This is a genomic window from Clostridium coskatii (assembly GCF_001675205.1).
Lineage (GTDB): Bacteria > Bacillota > Clostridia > Clostridiales > Clostridiaceae > Clostridium_B > Clostridium_B ljungdahlii.
The window spans coordinates 22,101-38,853 of sequence record NZ_LROR01000032.1 but is presented as its reverse complement, the minus strand read 5'-3'; the positions used below and the strand labels follow the sequence as shown (position 1 = coordinate 38,853).

Sequence of the window (16,753 nt, the reverse complement as noted above, 5' to 3'; positions counted from 1 at the left end):
AGGGGGAATCAACATGAAAAAAAAATTATCAGGAATTATTTTTACTGCAGCTATATTTTGTGGGATGTTTCTCACATCAAATGTTGTAAGTGCAGCAACACTACAAGATAGATTATGTGGTAATAATAGATATGAAACTAATTCTAAAATTGTAGACTCAGGTTGGACATCATCAGAATATGTTGTAATAGCAAGTGGAGAAGGCTTTGCAGATGCACTATGTGCGGCACCTTTAGCTGAGAAAAATAAAGCACCTATACTTTTAACTAGCAGGGATGCTTTAAGTTCAGAGGCTAAAGAACAATTAACAAGACTTAAAGTAAAAAGAGTATTTATTGTTGGTGGAACAGCATCCGTATCTGATAATGTAAAATCTGAAATAACAAATATGAATATTGAAACTACTAGAATATATGGACAAAACAGATTTGAGACATCATTAGCGGTAGCTAAGGCTTTAGGAAACATTAATGGTGTGGTAGTAACAAATGGATTTGGATTTGCAGATGCTTTATCTATAGCACCTATAGCAGCAAAAAAGGGAATGCCAATATTACTTACTGACAAGGATGATTTATCAACACCAATTAAGGAGTTTTTGCATAATAGTTCTTATAATGAAAGTTATATAGTTGGTGGAACTGGAGTTATAAGTGACAAAATATCCTCACAGTTGAACAATGTTACAAGGCTTGGAGGAAATAGTAGATATGACACAAATTCAGCTATATTAAATCATTTTACTAATGATTTTAGTTATGATAAAGTTTATATTGCGTCAGGAGAAAATTATCCAGATGCATTATCTGGCAGTGTATTAGCAGCTTCAAGTAACTCACCTTTAATTTTAGTAGGATCTTACGTTGATCCTTCAGTAGAATCTTCAATAAAAGCTCAACACGAAAAATATAATAATGTAGTAGCTTTAGGAGGTACTGGAGTAGTCACAGATTCAGTAATAAATAGTATTGTCAGTGGGGTTTTTATACCAGGCATAAGCGATGATGAAATAAAAAATTTAATATATAATGCAGATCAAGCATATATTCAGATTCATTCACTTGCATCATATGATGAGAATGACAGTATACCTACTGAACGTGAAGGAGAAACTTATTATAAACTAAAAGACAATGTAAATACCTATGATAAGCTATTTAATTATTATAATAAATATTTTTCAGAAAAAAAATCAAATTACTTTATAAATACAGATTTATTTATAAAGTCAAATAATATTTTTTATATTCTTGGTTGTAATCCTGGAACAAGACCTTTATTTTTACAATCTAAAATAGAAAATAAAACCGTAGATAATAATAAAATAAATGTAACTTTAAATTGTTATCATGAGGACGATAATCCTGAAGAGGAAAGTCCTTCTGATTGTACTTTTACTTTAATTTATGAAAATGGATGTTGGTTAGTAGATGACGCAACTAGTGGTATGGATTGGAATGATTTCGAGTATAGAGATAACCAGAGCTAGGATTACAAGAGAACAAGCAATTGAAATACAATAGAGTTATTATTGTAGGGAAGAAGATACATAGTTAACTTCTCCCTTCAATAATAGTTTTTACCTAAAATGATACGGTTTATATCTTATTTTTTATGGTAATTAAAGATATATTTATTAGCTTACAAAATAACTTATGAATCTTAAAAATTGAATAGTATTTGACAATAAAAAGAATATGAATTTTTCAAATCTTGCATTTTACAAAAAATGAAAGAAAATTCAGGAAAATGACATATTTGCGTTGACAAAGACAAATATCAACATTATAATTTTAAATAACAACATAAGTATCCACTTACTTTGGTTAAAATATATTGAGTATTCTTAAGCATTTCTTTAGGCTCATGCATTTTAAAATTTTAATTGTCTGAATTTATTGAATATAAGAAATACAACAAAAAGATGAAATGTAAAAACTTAGAGAAAGAAGGAAGCTGGTATTATGAATAAAAAGGTTATTGGAATAAAGGCAAGGATTTTAGTATCTTCAATGGTAGTTCTCTTGATAACTTTAGTAAGTATTAGTAGTATTATAATCTATCAAATTAATAAAAAGGCTTATGAAGATTATTTTACTAATTCTAACGAGCAAATGAAAATCGTTTCTCAAGCAATTAACATTTTTTATGATCAAATTGACAAAAATATTGATATGTTAGCAAAAAATCCTGTGATAATGACAGCTGATAATAGTGTTACGACTTATAAAAATACAACTCAAGATACTCCAATGAAACCTTCAGCTAAGGCAGGAATTGAACAGGAAATTTATAAAGTATTCGAGCAATATGCAAATAGCCACAAAGGTACAAGCTATGTATATTTAGGAACAGAAGATGGAGGATATATACAATGGCCAGAAGAGAATATACCAGCAGGATTCGATCCTTCAAAAAGACCTTGGTTTAATGATGCAATGAATAAAAAGGAAAGTGTTATTAGAACAGCTCCATACAGTTATAAGTCTCAACTGCTTACAAGTAATGCTCGTACATTTACTGATAAAAATGGCAAAATTATAGGTGCCATAGGAGTGGATGTACAGCAAACTAATATTAGCGATATGTTAAATAAAATGAAAATTGGTAAAACAGGGTATTCAATGATTGTGCATAGTAACGGACTTATAATGGCAGATGGAAAAAATTCTAAAAACAATTTTAAAAAGGTTGGAGAAGTTGGTATTAATGGATTAGATAAGCTTTTAGCTAAAGACCCAAAATCATTTGATGTTGTTGTTAATGGTGAAAAGTATATTGTTAATCCCTATAAAGTTGAAGGAACTGATTGGATATTAGCATCATTTATGACAGAAAAAGAGTTAGGAGCCAGTGCAAAAGCAATAGTAAATATAGTGATAGTTTCTGCAGTGGTCATGTTAATATTGGCAATTATTTTATTTAATTTTCTTTCGAGCAGTATAATAAAGCCTATCTTAGCAGTGACAAAAAAAGTACAAGATTTTGCTAATTTGGATTTTTCAGTATGTGAAGAGTCAGATGAACTAAAATACTTAAACAGAAAAGATGAAGCAGGAGATATGGTGAGAGCCTTTGTAAGTATGAGAAAGAATGTATCAGAATTCATCATGAAAACTGCGGATTCAACAGAAAAAGTTGCAGCTTCATCGGAAGAGTTAACTGCTACTTCTGAACAAGCAGCTACTGCATCAAATGAAGTAAGTAAGGCTATTGAGGAAATTGCGAAAGGAGCTACTGATCAAGCTAAAGATACTCAAATGGCAGCTCATAATGTAGAGGATTTAGGTAATTTATTAGAAAAAGATTTAAATTATATTGAGGAATTGAATGTTGCAGCAGTTGAAATAGAAAGGCAAAAATCAGAAGGTTTTTCAATTTTGAAAGAACTTGTTGAAAAAACTCAGAAAAATAATGATTCTGCAAATAGTGTTTATCATATTATAATGAGTAATAATGAAAGTGCAGAAAAAATTCAAAATGCTAGCACTATGATTCAAAGTATTGCAGACCAGACAAATCTTTTAGCTTTAAATGCTGCAATAGAAGCTGCAAGAGCAGGAGAAGCAGGTAAAGGCTTTGCAGTTGTTGCTGATGAAATAAGAAATCTTGCAGAACAATCAAATAATTTTACAAATGACATTAAAACAGTAATAACTGAATTAAAGGTAAAATCACAAAATGCAGTTGATTTGATGCAACAAACTAAGCAGATAATTGAGGAACAAGCTTCTAGTGTTGGAGAAACTGAAGGAAAATTTGAAGGAATAGCAGAGGCGATAGATTCTATAAAAACTGTAGTTAATAAACTTAATACTTCTGCCAATAAGATGACAGAAAATAAAGACAAAATCATTGAGGTAACTCAAAATTTATCTGCAATTTCTGAAGAGAATGCTGCTGGAACAGAACAAGCATCATCATCTGTGCAAGAACAAGTCACTACAATTGAAGAAATTGCCAAAGCAGGAGAGAGCTTAGCTACAATTTCAGAAGAATTAAGAGTGTTAGTAGACAGATTTAAGGTCTAGAAAAAAACTCTATACCAATTATATTTAAATCAAATTTTTTAAATTTAATGCACAAAGGGGGATGAAAGTTAGAAAATATAACTTCCCTTTTGTGCATTAAGTTATATTTTTGACAAATAGTACTATATATAAGTAATTGAGAAACCAACTGATAATAAATTTACTAGAATGTTAAGTAAGAAAATTATGATAAAACAGCAACACAGTTCCTTCCTTTGTAAATATGTTAATAACAGTAATTACGCAACACAAAAAGAACATTGAAAATTTGTTACTTTGGCTGATAAGTAAAAAATTGTTTATATAAGTGATGTATTAGTCTATAATATAATAAAAGTATTATTTGTTGGAGGAATTATTTTTGAAGGCGTCTTTTCCGAACGAAAAAATAATGACATACAGCCATCAATTAGTGATATTTATTATAATTTAGATGAATTGAGAGAATGCATTGAGAAAATACGATATTTGATATAGTATATGATTAAAGGATTAGGTAACAGAATCCCATATTTAACATTGCCACAGCATTGAATTCTGTTATCATTTTCTATAACATATTTCTATTATTGTTTTTTCTTTTTTCTAAATAAAATTGCCCGGCTCCAGATAACATCAAAGATAGCTGGGGCAACATTTGTTTCCGGGTTTGCATAAATCCTGAAGCCTACATAAGCGTCCTCATTGTTATCAACACCATATGCTGATCCAGAGGGGTTACCGGTACTGTAGGGTATTATAACTTCGTTACCTTCCTCAACTTTTCTTGCCATCTTTACTGCATAATAGCATTTCGAGTTTTTATAATCTTTAGGAAAATACTCGGTAGCAGGATACTTTAACTCATCTGTAATATTGGCTCCTGCAACCCCGTTCCAGTATTCTTCGCCGTAAAAACTTATGTTGAAAAATGTTGCAAATTCAGCTTGTACGTGATCAACGCCATATAGTATCACAAAATCTTCATCGGTTTCTAATTGGAAATTGTCTGTTCTTATATAGAGCCCATCTCTGTTGTCATAATACACAGGAACATCCTGTAATATTCCCTCATAACCATCAAGTATCCAGAGTTTTGAATCCAGATCCACAGGTTTATATTCTTCATTTTGATATTTCTTAATTATCTCATTTCGCAGGTAATTAAGTTCATTTCTTGCATAATGAACTACCTGGAATTCAGTGGTACCAGTTTCATGCATTTTAAGGTTCGGTATTGGCCAGAGATTTGTATAGGAATAAGGAGTTTTTGGAGTAATACGTAATACCTTCACATAGTTTTTAAGGTTATTGATATAATTCCAGCCAGCATCATGATCTAACCAAATTGCAGCTCTCATTATAAACGAGAAAGTATCTTTTCCCTTTTCAAGCCCAATGTTCGTAAGTCCCATAGGAATGTTGTCGTCATTCATAATACCGGGATTAAATCCTGATTTAATTAGAGCATCACGCATTTGCTCGTTAATGCCTTTGTCTGCAGTTGTAATGATGATGGTAGAGCTGTTAAACGGATCTCCAGGGGAACCATAAGGTGTATTATCAGTCCAGATATTATGGTTATTGATTTGATCACCCATGCTGGCACCGATGTTGTGATAAAAACCAGTATAGTCATTGCCTACCGTAATAGTATTACTGTAATCTTTTGACGGTTCGTTTTCTATAAATCCAAGGTAGCTTTTGTAACTAAAGTTATATGCGGTTGGAGGGGTCTTTCCAATTAATACAATAGCTTCATCAGCACGCAGCTTATAGTCTAAACCAGGTGCTGCGTATTCTATATTAGCTGGATAATTATTAGGATTATTAGGATTATAGCCTTTTGGAGGTTTCTGAGCCGGAGATGGATCTTGGTTTGGTGCCGGTGGAAGGAGATAGGTTGCATATGGAGCACCTGCATTGTTTGCAAATGCGGTGTCAATTATACCTTCACTGACTAGCTTTAGTATATCAAAATACTTCAGTTTACCCTCCTGAACAATAAAACCTCTGTCTTCTAATGTGGAGATAAAACCTGTTATCTTTGTATCCTCAGCATTTGTATAATTAGAGAATTGTCTCGAGAAGTTTCGGTTATACATTGGGGTATTAACGCAGTAAAGGCATGAATACGTTTTGCAACTATTACACATGGTGGAAGAACTATACGATGGAGTATTAAAGTAGTAAGAATGTGTCTTATGCATATTATAAATTCCTTTCAAAGACTTTTTATCATCTTATGTTAAGTGAGTAAAATATGTGCACTAATATGTATAAATGATACGTTCTTGTGGTTATATCCAAAATGAGGAAAAAACTTGAAATAAAACTTGAAATAATGTATTATCAAATAGTCATCGGATAAAAGTAGACAAAAACTGAAATAAAAAAAGTGAAGAAGATATAGAAGAAAATCTTAAGCAAAGAGCTTGAAAAAATCAATAGATTTTTTTATTGTATAAGAACATATTATAGACAAAAGTTAGTAATACGAATGGTTTGAAGCCCTTGAATGTATATACATTCGAGGGCCTTCGTATGTGAAAGAGGACAGCAAGAGGATTTGAATTGAATCTTTAAGAAGATTAATTAGAGGGGGATACATTATGAAAATTTCAAAGAAAGATGCACTAAAATGGTTTGAATTTTTTTCGATATTACCAGAGGATGAAGAAGTTATGACAAAACAACAAGAAATCATTTACGCTACCTTTGCACAAATTGAAGCAGCAATTGATCATAGAAATGATACGTTAATGTCGGAAATTAGAGGTTTGAAAACTTTAAAGAATAGAACTTTTTTTGTGGGAAGTGAAAGCAAATTTCCCAAAGGATGTCGTTCTTGTTTGCTTGGAACTGGTTTGAGTGCAATTAGGAAAACGAACAAATGTAATTTAAAGTGTAAGTTCTGTTATGATTATGGAGAGATAGAAGATATGCCTCCAATTGGTGAAGGTATGTGGGAAATTGGAGGAACAAAATTTTATGAGAAGGATATAGATTTACTTCTTTCCATCCACCAGAAACCTACAGGCATTTCTTACGTTTATTTAGAGCCATTTATGGAAATTGAAAAATACTATTCTATAATAAAGAAATTTAGTGATGCAGGGATTTATCAACATCTATATACAAATGGTACTTTAGCTTCGGAAGAGACATTGAAAGCATTAGGTGAAGCTGGTCTTGATGAGATACGTTTTAACCTGGGTGCCACTAATTGCTCAGACAAAGTTATTGAAAATATTGCAATAGCAAAAAAATATATTAAAAATGTGGGTATTGAAACTCCAATGACTCCTGAGTTTTTCAAAGCTTTTTTTGAGAAAAAGCAAGCAATCTTAGATACAAAACTTGATTTTATAAATTGTGCAGAATTACATTTAAATGAGAATAACATAGACAATTATTATGGGGAAAACATGTATATTGCAAGGCAGGGCTATATATCTCCAATTTGGAGTAGGGAATTAACTTTGAAATTTATGAAAATAGCCGATGAAGAAAACTGGGATTTAGCAGTTCATGACTGCTCAAATCATACAAAGTTTGCTAGAGGCTTAAACTTGAGCAGCAAAGAGGGCAAGTGGTTTGGAGCTAGTGACTATGCCTGTGAGTTTCCTAGGATACCATACAAGATATTTTTACCAATACTGCGTGATGACAATTTTAAATTTTTAAGTGAAGAAGAATTGCCTGAGGGCTATAAACCAGGAGAGTTGATTTTTTAGAAGAGAAAATATAGATAGGGAGAGTTTTTGAGTGTTAGTGATGCACTTGAGAGCTTTTTTTATGTTTAAATATGCTTTTTAGTTTAGGCATTACCACGTAAAAATATGCTATAATTTCCTTAGATATAAAAAATATATATAAATGGGGATGTTTATCATGAAATTGCAGAAAGAAAATTTAAGTAGTGAAATCTTGAAGTTATACGAAGAAGTAACAAAGAGTTTAGAAGGGAGAACGCTGCAAGTAGTAATGCAAAGACCTCCTATTGGTAACAGTGAAGCTCAATATATTCATAATGATAAAGGCAATTTTGAAATATATATTACTCCAGAATTATATTCAGATTATATCTTCTCTCATGAATTATTACATGTTTATATTGCAGCTAATGGCACCTTACCTATATTAACTTCTTTTGATAAAAATGCTGATGAGACAAGTAAGTCTTTAGTATTATTGTTAAATGGTATAACTCAGCATAAGTGGATAATGAATGAGCAAAGGCGTAGAAATATATTGGGTGAAAAAGAATTTTTTAAATCTAAGCTTACTAATTTAATGGATATGTCATACAATGAGTCAAGCATAGCAAGTGAAAATTTTAATATAATAAATACTATATATGAATTCATTAATAACTATTATGAACATATTAATACCATTGAAGAAAGTTTAGGCAAAAAGTATCCTTTATCATTAGCCTATGCAAAAGAACTATTTGAGGAGCAATCAAATTATGACTTAAGTTCTCCATTTTATGCTAGAAGGTATATTGTTAGAATTATTAACAAATGGATTGAGTGGTTTGCTAAAGATGGCCAACAGCATGATTTTTTAAAAAGGGAAATTGTTGTAAAACCAGTTTTTAGTGAAAGACAACTAAACACAGTAGCAGAAGCTGTATTAGGCATGGACAGACGAAATGATGGTGCTTATTGTTTTTATACTAAAGTTGATAATCAAAAATGTTGTCCAAATTTCAAACCTAATATTAATTCATTGGATCAGGGAAAGAAAATACTTAATGTAAATGTTTTAAGTCTATTATTAGACAAATTGGAATTACCATATTATATAGATGATAGAAAAGGTAATTGGACCCGAAAGAATTGCCGAGTATTAGCTTATTAGACTATTGCATTATATAAGGGAATGGCTAATTAGCTGTCCCTATATTTAAAGAAGGTTAAGGAGGAAAAATGAAAATTATTAAATATGTAAATAACTATAATATGGTTAGCAAATTCAAAAATGTAATTTTAATGACAGCTATTTTTAGTCTTTTTTTTCTAATATCCTTTAATGTACAGGCAGCAAGCTTTACAGATAATCAAACAGTAGATTCTAATAAAACATGGACAATTAAATTTACAAGTGATATTGGATTTGACGATTTGACTAAACAAGGTATAACAGTAACAGACAGTAAAGGCACTAAAGTAAATGTAGGATTACAGCTGGGACAAGATGGCAGAACAATTACAGTGACAGCTCCAAAAGGTGGATATACAGCAGGGAAAAGTTATATATTGAACATTGGAAATAAGGTACATTCTACAAAAGGTAAGGTTTTGAATAAAGAATACAAATTGAACTTTAACATTAAGAGTAATGAAAATAGGATGTTGAGCGGAAAAAAGATTAAATCAGGTAATTTATCTACAGATTATAACATTAAACAAGCCTTAAAGGTAAGGATATAAACATAATATTAGAGCCCTATCCTTGGATCGCTGAAGGCACACAAAATGAGACAAAGTGGAATCCTGATAATATAAGCACTTTCTTTTCAAATTGGAAGGTAAATGTACTCAAACCATTAATAGACGATATTGCAAATCCATATAATGTAGATGCACTAAACATAGGAAGTAACTTTGTAAATATAGAACCCGAAGAAAAGAATTGGTGTGATACTATAGATTATGTTAGAACATATTATAAAGGATTAGTAACTTATAGAACTAATAGGTGGGATACAGCATCTTTTGATCCTAAAAGTATTACTGACTATAAAAATAAGCTAAATAATAAGCTGTTTTCAAAATTAGATTTTATATCTATTGCAGCTTATTTTGAGCTTACAAATAATGATACAAATACCGTTGAAAATCTTGTAAGCGCAATAGAATGTTCTCAGGCAGAACCTAATAAAGGACAAGTCAGAAATCAAAATATAAAACGAGAAATAAAAAACTTTTATGATAAATGGAATAAACCTATTTTCTTTGGAGAACTTGGATTCCCTAAGACTAACGGGGCTTCTATTCATCCATGGGATTCAGGAAAAAATAAGATTGTAAATAACAGTGAGCAAGCTAGGTGCTTTGAGGCTTACAAGATAGAGTTTGAGAATGAACCGTGGGTTCTAGGGTTCTCTGTATTTGCAATAGGTAGCCAAGAGGGAGAAAAAAGCTATTATCCTAGTGAAGAAAGTACATCAGTTATCAGAAGTTGGTATAGTAAGGAACAGTAGGTAAATTATTTTTGCTAAATATCAAGTAAGAAAGATTAAGTGAACATTTCAATATTTATTTAGTATTATAATAGTGGTTAAAAATATAAGGAGAAGGTTTATGTTTTATTGTCCATATGCTCGTAGAATAAATAATTATTATAGGGCTAATCAAATGAATTCTTCTATTAGGGTATTTCATGCTGCACCTAATGCACCAGCTGTAGATGTTTATGCCAATGGAGAGCTTATCGTAAAAAATCTTTCCTATAAGGAACTCTCACAGTATATTTCTGTTGCTTCTGGCAGCTACAATATTATGGTTTATCCCTCAGGACAAATGACAAACCCTGTTATAAATACTAATTTAAATATTCCTGGAAATACTGTATTTAATGCAGCTGTAATAGGAACTCTTCCTAATATTAGCTTATACCCTATACAGGAACCAACTACTGCTCAGAACTTTGGAAGACCTTGTGTAAGATTTGTTCATCTTTCTCCAAATGCACCAGCTGTTGATGTAAAGTTGTCTGATGGTACAAAAGTATTTACTGATGTTGGTTATAAAGGTATTACAGATTATGCCTGTGTTCCTACAGGAACGTATACTTTCACAGTTAGTCCTACTGGCAGGGAGAATATAGTATTAACTGTTCCAAATGTTAAATTGGATCCTAATAATTACTATACCTTGTATGCAGTTGGTCTGGTTGGAAAATCTCCAGCTTTAGAAGTTATGTTAGTGCCAGAACCAAGATAAAATAATTAGGAAGTGCATTATTACGAGTATAATAAGCAAGGTACTTTATAGAATTTCTATAGAAGGTGGAGGAATAGTAAAAAAAAGGTTTAATAGACAAACACAAAATTGTAGAAAGGTGAATGAAAAAGTACTATTTAAAATATTAAAATCAAATGCTAAAAGTGAAATAGGGATTAAGTTTAATTTTAAAGATATTAAGTCCATAGATGATTTTAAAAAACAAGTTCCACTAACACAATATGGATATTATGAAAGCTATATAGAGCGAATGGCAAATGGTCAAAAGAATATTTTAACAAGTGACAATGTGGAATACTTTGGCCATACATCAGGAACTACAGGTAAACAAAAATTAATTCCTTGTACTAAAAGAGGTAGAAAAATTGCTTCAAAGTATATGGCACTTCTTATTAATAAATATTCTTATGATAACTTTAAGGAAAATTGGAATTATGGAAAAGGATTAATGATAGCTGATATAGTTATGACAACTTACACTAAAGGTGGGATTCCAATATGCTCTGCTACTTCTGGAGGAATGAATGGTATAAAGTATATATTGCCATATTTATATACTTCGCCACTAGAAGTTATGACAATAAAAGATAGGGAAGATGCTCTTTACCTTCACTTATTATTTGCGTTAGAAGAAGTTAAACTTTTATATATAAGTGGGGTTTTTATCTCCAATATTTTAGATTTATTTAGAGTCTTGGAGAGTAAATATGAAAGTTTAGTAAGGGATATAAGAAGAGGATGCATAAGGAGCAGCTTAAATATTGATGAAAATACTAGAATAAATTTAAATAAGCATCTTTCACCTAATGCCAGTAGGGCTGATCAATTAGAGAGAGAATTTAAGAAAGGATTTAAGGGGATAAGCGTTAGAATATGGCCTAATATGGCCTATATTGCTACAGTAACTGGAGCAAACTTTTCAATATATGATGATAAAGTTAACTATTATACTAATTCACTCCCAATCTATTCTCCAGGTTATGCTGCTACGGAAGCTATGATTGGAATTAATCCTTATGTAAATAAGATAAGATATGTAATTATTCCTGACACTGTTTTTTATGAGTTTATTCCTATTAAAGAGAAAAATAAAAAAAGCGAGGATACCTTTTGCTTAGATGAATTAGAAATAGGAGAAAAATATGAAATAGTTATTACTAATTATGCAGGCCTTTATAGATACAGAATGGGTGATGTTATTAAGGTGGTGGATTTTTATAATAATTGTCCAGAAATTGAATTTTTATATAGGAAAAATCAAGTACTTAATATGGCAGCAGAAAAGACTAATGAAGAACAATTGACTAATGCAATAAGAAATACAATGAAAAAATTAGACTTAAACCTAGTAGATTATACTACGATACCAGATAACTCAATTACACCTGGAAGGTACAGTTTTTATTTTGAATTTAAAAATAATATACCTAATTATAAAGTCAAGCTATTAGAAGAGACATTGGATTATGAAATAAGAAAATCAAACTTGGCCTATGATAGAGCAAGGAATAATAAGAGATTAGGTAGGGTAAAAGTAATGCTTTTGGCACCAAACACTTTTAACTTAGTAAAGGAATCCTTGTTTAATAAAGGAGTATCAAAAAATCAAATTAAGATTCCAAGAGTTGCAATTAATAATAGAAATATATTAAATATTGTTAATAAATCAAAAATACTGTAGTTTTAAGTAACTGCAGTATTTTTGGTTAAATATTATATTTGACAAATAACAACAACTTTATAAGGCGTTGTTTGAGCTGGTATACTCTTCGTAGAAGCTCCATAGATACGATTAGATTACGATTTGCAGGATTTTTAGTAAAGTCTTGATCATTTTCCAGAACTATTTCAGTATCTGGCTCAATGTTTAATTTTAACTTATTGTCACTGCTCACTAAGTTACTATTAAAATAGTCTACATTTACATTTTGGTATTCAACATCTCGTGCTATAACAATTGCCCTAAATTGTGGTGGAAAAATAAGAGGAACAGCTGCATTCGCATTATAAAAACCAGTTATTGTATCTCCAACTGACACTGTTACATGATCTACAAAATAAGTTGATGGTCCTACAATAAAATTTACCAAATCACCTAGTCTGTTTTCTACAGATATTAATTTATAACATCCTGCGCTTTCTTCACGCTTACTTATGAAAAAGTCATTAATCATGGTAATCACACCATGGAAAGGTTGAAATTTTTTCATTGTATATTTCTTCACTCCTATTTAAAAAATCTGTTTATCCCATTATCCGATGCCAAGAACTCTGTTTATATATACTATGCATATTTAAAATATTATGATCATTTCAAAAAAGAAATCTGTAAATTATATGATATTACAAAAACAAAATATTATTATATATGATTTCCCAGGGGGAGTGAGAACATCAAATTTATTTCATGTAGAAATTAAGCATAAAAATATTCACAATGTTATGCAAATATATAAAAATTGCAGTATAATTTTACATTATTTAATAAAAATTGTAATAGAGGTGACGTTGTAGAAACTTTATGCAGTACATGCAGTTTACGTAATGATATAGAAAAATATAGCGGCATTAGATGGATTGGACAACCTTCTTACGCGATTAAAAGCACTTCTCAAAATGACTTTTTAGCTTTTGAAACAAATCTAACTAAAGGAATGATAATCTATAATCCCCCCATTTATCCGATGACTAGCGGCTCTAATACTCCCCTTTTCCAAGTTTACGTTGCGAGCAGCTATGCCCCTGGATAACGATTTTTCCTAAAGGATAACGCCTTCTAAGTGCTGAAGCACTAAGAAGCCTGTTAATAAGCATCAGATAGAGTCAAAACTCCATCTGATGCTAAGAATTCTGTTTATTAAGTGGAATACACATTATAAAATCCCATTAATATGATATGCAGGAATGAACATACTTCTTCAAATTATGCATATTGTGTTCGATAATTTAATTGATATTTAATTGATATTGGGGGGAGATAAATTGAAAAAAATATGTATTTTATTTTGTTTTTTATTTATAACATTTTTTATGGCAGCGCAAGATTCAGCAGCAGCTCCGTCCAATATCAGATTTGGTGGAATGAACAGATATGAAACTTCGGTAAATGTTTCGAAAAGTAATTTTGAAAAATCAGAGTATGTGGTTTTAGTTTCAGGAGAAAATTTTCCAGATGCTATTTCTGCAGCACCTCTTGCAAAAAAATATAATGCACCTATTTTAATAACAGAAGGTACTAATTTAAATTCTAATGTAGATGAAGAAATTAAAAGATTAGGAGCTAAAAATGTTTTTATAGTAGGCGGTAATGGCGCAGTATCCCAAAATATTGAAGAACAATTAACTGCCCTAAATATTCAAGTTACACGTATAAGTGGACAGGACAGATATGAAACGAGCACTAAGGTGGCAGAAAATATAGGTACAAGTAATGGAGTAGTACTAGCTTCAGGAGAAAATTTCCCAGATGCTTTATCTATAGCTTCTATAGCAGCGGCAAAACAAATGCCAATACTTCTTACACAAAGTAAGATATTGCCTGATAGTGTTAAATATTATATAAGTAATAATAGTATTTCTAAAAGTTATGTAGTTGGTGGTACTGATGTAATTAATGCTAATGTTGTTAAAGATTTACCTAATATGAAAAGACTTAGTGGAATAGATAGATATGAAACAAATTTAAATGTAATAAATGAATTTTTGGAAGATTTTAATTTTAACAATCTATATTTAGCATATGGGGGAGATTTTCCAGATGCTTTATGTGCTTCAGCTGCAGCAGCAAAAGATTTTGCACCTATTGTTTTAGTTAGTAAAAGTTATACTAAGGCACAGTCCTTAATCAGATCAAAGATAGATTCAATAGCTTCATTAAAGATATTAGGTGGTACATTTGCTATACCAGATACTTTAGTACAATCTATTTTGTATCCAAATAAAACTGTACTAGGATATACTACTTACTATTATGTAGGAGATAGTTCTTCCTATAATTCTATAATAAATCATTCACAGGCAATTGATTCAATTGCTACAGATACTTATATTATGGATAGTACAGGTAATATAAAAGGTTTAGTACCATATAATCAGGTAAACTATGCAAATGATAACAAAATTAAGACATATGCCATGGTATCAAATAGTTTTAATGCAGATACAGCAAAAGGTGTACTGGAAAATTCAACAAATAGGCAAAAACTTATAAATAATATATTACAAAGTTTAAAAGCAAACAATTATAAAGGTGTAAATATTGATATAGAGAATGTTTACTATTATGATAGAAATTATTTTACCACATTTATGACCGAACTATATAATACGCTGAATCCACAAGGATTTGAAGTGACAATAGCGCTTCCTGCTAAAACAAGTGATAGTATGTGGCAGAGCTGGATTGGAGCTTATGATTATGCTGCACTTGCAAAGGTTTCAGATAAGATTATATTGATGACTTATGATGAACATTGGTCTGGCGGAGCACCTGGTGCCATAGCATCTATAGGATGGGTGCAAAATGTAATAAATTATGCAATTACAGTTATTCCTAGAGATAAAATACTATTGGGATTAGCAGCCTATGCTTATGATTGGCCATCAAATGGAGCAAAAGCAAAATCTTATGGCATAAGTCAAGCATATAATATAGCTTCACAAAAAGGTGCTCAAGTTAAATGGGATTCTGCAGCTAAAAGTCCATACTTCAATTATACTGATAGTTTAGGTGTATATCATACTGTATATTTTGAAAATAGTACAAGCATTTCATATAAGCTAGACATTGTAAATAATTATGATTTAGGTGGAGTTTCTATATGGAGATTAGGATTGGAAAACTCTGATTACTGGGAAACTATTAGTAACAAATTTAACAGATACTAAGTAAACTTTCTATTTGTTAAAATAATCGTCTATTTACATGATTTGAGGGCAAAAATGAAGGCAGTGTACCATAATTGTGCTGGGCACAAGAGTATTGTTTTTAAATATTGTAAATTGATTATTAGGGATACCTGTAACACTGAACAGTACAGTATGTGTATATTAAATTTGTTTATATGAAAAAACTCAAGGTTGCCCTTGAGTTATATAGTAATTTTATTAGCAGCATGACTCTGATCCAGATGTAACTATTGCTCCTAGCATAGCATTGTTTATAGAAAGCGTTCCAACGGTAACTGCACTAGTAACAGTTGCCACTACGGTATACGTACAGCAATCGTTAAAGCAGCTGCAGTCGCAATCGCAAACGAAGAAGGAAAATGTTTGACTAGAAAGTAATGCTACTAAGTTAAAAGTGTAAGCTGGTCCAACAGGAGTAGGTGTAATTTGATTCCTGCATTGTTTAAACACTTGGAAATTTATAGTACCAGTAAATGCCACGGCTGCAACAAGGTTACTGGCAAATTCAAGCTTAATACATGGATTATCGAATTTGCAACCATTTATTGTTAAGGAAGTAAGAGTAAAGGCTGTTCCTAAAACTGTGGCAGCTGGTATTGTAATTGAATTAGGGCAGCTGCATTTTATAATGGTAGCACCTATTTTTTTGCTTTTACAAGGATCAAAATCCTCTTTGCAAGGGTTGCAATCGTCTTTATAATAATATCTTGACATAGAATTCATGGATAAAATCCTCCTTTTTATATTAAAAAATGAAATAAGTTGATTAAAAATAACATCAAAATATATTGGCAATCTTGCTATTATCTTCTACTATAATATATGATTTCATTAAAAAATGGTGATGATAGTTTTTGC

Annotated in this window: 10 protein-coding genes and 1 pseudogene; 8 read left to right on the top strand and 3 right to left on the bottom strand. The window is 30.9% G+C overall.

All coding sequences use genetic code 11. The features are described 5' to 3' along the window. Positions 1-13: 13 nt before the first annotated feature. Together CLCOS_RS03915 and CLCOS_RS03910 are read left to right on the top strand one after the other, a co-directional pair. Positions 14-1,489 (top strand): cell wall-binding repeat-containing protein, encoded by a 1,476-nt coding sequence (locus CLCOS_RS03915; protein WP_063600452.1) that lies wholly within the window; start codon positions 14-16, stop codon positions 1,487-1,489. A 475-nt stretch (positions 1,490-1,964) separates the two neighbouring features. Then, positions 1,965-4,031 (top strand): methyl-accepting chemotaxis protein, encoded by a 2,067-nt coding sequence (locus CLCOS_RS03910; RefSeq protein ID WP_063600451.1) that lies wholly within the window; start codon positions 1,965-1,967, stop codon positions 4,029-4,031. Between the two features lie 566 nt (positions 4,032-4,597). Here the strand turns inward: CLCOS_RS03910 and CLCOS_RS03905 are convergent. Further along, a complete protein-coding gene (locus CLCOS_RS03905) occupies positions 4,598-6,115 on the bottom strand; it encodes a hypothetical protein (RefSeq protein WP_242866888.1) in 1,518 nt (505 codons plus the stop codon). A 507-nt stretch (positions 6,116-6,622) separates the two neighbouring features. On the opposite strand from CLCOS_RS03905, the gene CLCOS_RS03900 reads away from it, so the two are divergent. The 5 genes and pseudogenes from CLCOS_RS03900 to CLCOS_RS03880 all read left to right on the top strand — a co-directional run bounded on the left by CLCOS_RS03900 (position 6,623) and on the right by CLCOS_RS03880 (position 12,668). Next, positions 6,623-7,747 carry a radical SAM protein gene (locus CLCOS_RS03900; protein WP_063600449.1) on the top strand — a complete coding sequence of 375 codons (1,125 nt, stop codon included), beginning with the start codon at positions 6,623-6,625 and terminating at the stop codon, positions 7,745-7,747. Positions 7,748-7,904: 157 nt separating this feature from the next. Continuing rightward, positions 7,905-8,879 carry a hypothetical protein gene (locus tag CLCOS_RS03895; RefSeq protein WP_063600448.1) on the top strand — a complete coding sequence of 325 codons (975 nt, stop codon included), beginning with the start codon at positions 7,905-7,907 and terminating at the stop codon, positions 8,877-8,879. A gap of 131 nt (positions 8,880-9,010) precedes the next feature. Continuing rightward, positions 9,011-10,224: pseudogene (locus CLCOS_RS22750) on the top strand (glycoside hydrolase family 113). Positions 10,225-10,324: 100 nt separating this feature from the next. Then, complete coding sequence (locus CLCOS_RS03885; protein ID WP_063600447.1) at positions 10,325-10,966, top strand: DUF4397 domain-containing protein; 642 nt, start codon at positions 10,325-10,327, stop codon at positions 10,964-10,966. A gap of 73 nt (positions 10,967-11,039) precedes the next feature. Continuing rightward, positions 11,040-12,668, top strand: a complete 1,629-nt coding sequence (locus CLCOS_RS03880) for a GH3 auxin-responsive promoter family protein (protein WP_406542633.1) — start codon at positions 11,040-11,042, stop codon at positions 12,666-12,668. 25 nt (positions 12,669-12,693) lie between these two features. Here CLCOS_RS03880 and CLCOS_RS03875 read toward each other — a convergent pair whose 3' ends face one another. Continuing rightward, complete coding sequence (locus tag CLCOS_RS03875) at positions 12,694-13,161, bottom strand: hypothetical protein (RefSeq protein WP_341349911.1); 468 nt, start codon at positions 13,159-13,161, stop codon at positions 12,694-12,696. Between the two features lie 808 nt (positions 13,162-13,969). On the opposite strand from CLCOS_RS03875, the gene CLCOS_RS03870 reads away from it, so the two are divergent. Continuing rightward, positions 13,970-15,874, top strand: a complete 1,905-nt coding sequence (locus tag CLCOS_RS03870) for a cell wall-binding repeat-containing protein (protein ID WP_013238530.1) — start codon at positions 13,970-13,972, stop codon at positions 15,872-15,874. 219 nt (positions 15,875-16,093) lie between these two features. On the opposite strand, the gene CLCOS_RS03865 is transcribed toward CLCOS_RS03870, so the two are convergent. After that, positions 16,094-16,618: a DUF4489 domain-containing protein gene (locus CLCOS_RS03865; RefSeq protein WP_063600446.1), complete on the bottom strand. Its 525-nt coding sequence runs from the start codon at positions 16,616-16,618 to the stop codon at positions 16,094-16,096. Positions 16,619-16,753 lie beyond the last annotated feature (135 nt).

Excerpts from the sequence above, each read along its gene's own strand:
- CLCOS_RS03900 (WP_063600449.1), top strand. The coding sequence starts at position 6,623 with ATGAAAATTTCAAAGAAAGATGCACTAAAATGGTTTGAATTTTTTTCG.
- CLCOS_RS03905 (WP_242866888.1), bottom strand. The coding sequence starts at position 6,115 with ATGTATAACCGAAACTTCTCGAGACAATTCTCTAATTATACAAATGCT.
- CLCOS_RS03865 (WP_063600446.1), bottom strand. The coding sequence starts at position 16,618 with ATGAATTCTATGTCAAGATATTATTATAAAGACGATTGCAACCCTTGC.
- CLCOS_RS03875 (WP_341349911.1), bottom strand. The coding sequence starts at position 13,161 with ATGATTAATGACTTTTTCATAAGTAAGCGTGAAGAAAGCGCAGGATGT.
- CLCOS_RS03885 (WP_063600447.1), top strand. The coding sequence starts at position 10,325 with ATGTTTTATTGTCCATATGCTCGTAGAATAAATAATTATTATAGGGCT.
- CLCOS_RS03910 (WP_063600451.1), top strand. The coding sequence starts at position 1,965 with ATGAATAAAAAGGTTATTGGAATAAAGGCAAGGATTTTAGTATCTTCA.
- CLCOS_RS03895 (WP_063600448.1), top strand. The coding sequence starts at position 7,905 with ATGAAATTGCAGAAAGAAAATTTAAGTAGTGAAATCTTGAAGTTATAC.
- CLCOS_RS03915 (WP_063600452.1), top strand. The coding sequence starts at position 14 with ATGAAAAAAAAATTATCAGGAATTATTTTTACTGCAGCTATATTTTGT.